General features: G+C 66.5%; 1 protein-coding gene and 2 pseudogenes. 2 read left to right on the forward strand and 1 reads right to left on the reverse strand.

Features of this window, described 5'->3' with window-relative positions; all coding sequences use genetic code 11:
• A pseudogene (locus tag JMF90_RS33115) lies at positions 1–95 on the forward strand (NUDIX domain-containing protein); the annotation flags it as partial.
• Positions 96–136: 41 nt separating this feature from the next.
• Here the strand turns inward: JMF90_RS33115 and JMF90_RS33120 are convergent.
• Positions 137–1,168: pseudogene (locus JMF90_RS33120) on the reverse strand (CaiB/BaiF CoA transferase family protein); the annotation flags it as partial.
• 254 nt (positions 1,169–1,422) lie between these two features.
• Here JMF90_RS33120 and alaS point away from each other — a divergent pair.
• Positions 1,423–2,529 (forward strand): alanine--tRNA ligase (alaS, locus tag JMF90_RS33125; protein ID WP_201326007.1); only part of this gene is annotated, 1,107 nt, incomplete at its 3' end.

Here is a 2,529-nt window from a genome sequence, read left to right on the forward strand (position 1 = left end):
GCGAGACGCCCGAGGACGGCATCGCCCGCGAGGTGTTCGAGGAAACCGCGCTGAAGGCCGAGCAGGTGTCGCTCGTCGGCGTGTACGAATTCATCGTAATAACTTCGTATAGCATACATTATACGAAGTTATACGACTGCATCCCGCGCGCGACCACCTGCTCGTTGTCGAACACCTCGTCGAGATCGTTGATCGGCCCGCACGGCACGCCGGCCGCTTCGAGCGCGCCGATCCAGTCGGCCTTGCCGCGGGCCTTCACCATCTCCGCGAGGATCGGCACCAGCGTGTCGCGGTGACGCACGCGCGACGGGTTCGTCGCGAAGCGCTCGTCGTCGGCCAGCTCGGGCCGGCCGCCGGCCTCGACGAACTTGCGGAACTGCCCATCGTTGCCGACCGCGACGATGATCCAGCCGTCGCGCGTCTGGAACGTCTGGTACGGCACGATGTTCGGATGCGCGTTGCCCCAGCGCACCGGCGGCTTGCCGCTCGCGAGGAAGTTGGTGTTCATGTTCGCGAGCAGCGCGACCTGCACGTCGAGCAGCGCCATGTCGATGTACTGGCCTTCGCCCGTGCGGTCGCGATGCGCGAGCGCGGCGAGCACGGCGATCGTCGAATAGAGGCCGGTCGCGAGATCGGCGATCGCGACGCCGGCCTTCTGCGGGCCGCCACCCGGCTCGCCGTCGCGTTCGCCGGTGATGCTCATGAAGCCGCCGATCCCCTGCACGATGAAGTCGTAGCCCGCGCGGTGCGCGTACGGGCCGGTCTGGCCGAAGCCGGTGACCGAGCAGTAGACGAGATCGGGCTTCACCGCCCGCAGCGCCTCATAGTCGAGCCCGTATTTCTTCAACTGGCCGACCTTGTAGTTCTCGAGCACGACGTCGCTCCGCGCGGCGAGCTCGCGCACGATCTGCTGCCCTTCGGGCGTCGCGATGTCGATCGTCACCGAGCGCTTGTTGCGGTTCGCCGCGAGGTAGTACGCGGCTTCGGCGGTATCGGCGCCGTCCGCGTCCTTCAGGTACGGCGGCCCCCAGTGGCGCGTGTCGTCGCCGGCGCCCGGGCGCTCGACCTTGATCACGTCCGCGCCGAAGTCGGCAAGGGTCTGCGCGCACCACGGGCCCGCGAGCACGCGGGTCAGGTCCAGCACGCGGATATGGCTCAGGGCACCCATCGTCGAATCGTCTCCTTTCATGGCGGGCCTGCGTTGTCGGGCAAGGCCGATTGGCATGCCGAGCATCTTAAGGCGAATCGGCCGCGCGGGTGGCCCAGGCGGCTCGTCCGGATGGCCGAGCCGCGTTGCCGGCGCTTTGCCCGGAAGCCGGCCCCGATCCCGTATAATCGATCGTTTCCGAATCCATGCCGCCGCGCGCCCCGCCTGGGGCGCCGGCGTTTGAAGCCGTCTTTGCCAGACTGTCCCCGCACGCCATGAAAGCTGCCGAAATCCGCGAGAAATTCCTCAAATTCTTCGAATCGAAGGGCCACACGATCGTCCGCTCGTCGAGCCTCGTGCCCGGTAACGACCCCACGCTGATGTTCACGAACTCGGGCATGGTCCAGTTCAAGGACGTCTTCCTCGGCACGGACCCGCGCCCGTACTCGCGCGCCACGACGGCGCAGCGCAGCGTGCGCGCGGGCGGCAAGCACAACGACCTCGAGAACGTCGGCTACACGGCGCGCCACCACACGTTCTTCGAGATGCTCGGCAACTTCTCGTTCGGCGACTACTTCAAGCACGACGCGATCAAGTTCGCGTGGGAGCTGCTGACCACGGTCTACCAGCTGCCGAAGGACAAGCTGTGGGTGACCGTCTACCGGGAAGACGACGAGGCCTACGACATCTGGGCGAAGGAAGTCGGCGTGCCGACCGAGCGGATCATCCGGATCGGCGACAACAAGGGCGCGCGTTACGCATCGGACAACTTCTGGACGATGGGCGACACCGGCCCGTGCGGCCCGTGTACCGAAATCTTCTACGACCACGGCCCGGACGTGTGGGGCGGCCCGCCGGGGTCGCCTGAAGAAGACGGCGACCGCTACATCGAGATCTGGAACCTCGTGTTCATGCAGTTCAACCGCGACGCGCAGGGCAACATGACGCGCCTGCCGAAGCAGTCGGTCGACACCGGCATGGGCCTCGAGCGTCTCGCCGCGGTGCTGCAGCACGTGCACAGCAACTACGATATCGACCTGTTCCAGAACCTGATCAAGGCCGCCGCGCGCGTGACCGAGATCAGCGACCTCACGAACAACTCGCTGAAGGTGATCGCCGATCACATCCGCGCGTGCTCGTTCCTGATCGTCGATGGCGTGATCCCCGGCAACGAAGGTCGCGGCTACGTGCTGCGCCGGATCGTGCGCCGCGCGATCCGTCACGGCTACAAGCTGGGCCGCAAGGGCGCGTTCTTCCACAAGCTGGTGGCCGACCTCGTCGCCGAGATGGGCACCGCCTATCCGGAGCTGAAGGAAGCCGAACAGCGCGTGACCGACGTGCTGCGCCAGGAAGAAGAGCGCTTCTTCGAGACGATCGAGCAC

Origin of the sequence: Burkholderia sp. E168m23 (genome assembly GCF_016586125.1) — a bacterium.
GTDB classification, from domain to species: Bacteria; Pseudomonadota; Gammaproteobacteria; order Burkholderiales; family Burkholderiaceae; genus Burkholderia; species Burkholderia orbicola.